The 326-nt window shown below is 63.8% G+C and carries 1 protein-coding gene; it reads right to left on the reverse strand.

Annotated features, from left to right (window positions below; translation table 11 throughout):
- Positions 1 to 326 (reverse strand): GFA family protein (locus AAIL68_RS17655; protein WP_347141082.1); only part of this gene is annotated, 326 nt, incomplete at both ends.

A 326-nucleotide genomic window follows, 5' to 3' on the forward strand; every position in this document is an offset into this window, starting at 1 on the left:
GTCCGACAGTTCGGTATGGACGAAGTCCAGGCCGTAGAACGGATGGTCCTTGTTCTCGATCCGGCCATACATGTGGGTGCCGCAATCGCGGCAGGCATAGCGCTGGATCGGCGCATCCTTGTTGACGACCTGCAGCTTGTCGCCGTTCTCCAGAACCTGGATCGCGTCGCGCGACACCACGGCCACCTGGCTGAAGATGGCCCCGTCGGGCTTCCAGCACTTGGTGCAGCCGCAGACATGGTTGTGGGCGGTCTGGGCGCCGACCCGGACCTTGACCGGGTTCGTGGCGCATTTGCAGGTCAGCGTGCCGCCCGCGAAATTCGGAT

The organism is Paracoccus sp. SSK6 (assembly GCF_039770665.1).
In the GTDB taxonomy this organism is placed as follows: Bacteria; Pseudomonadota; Alphaproteobacteria; order Rhodobacterales; family Rhodobacteraceae; genus Paracoccus.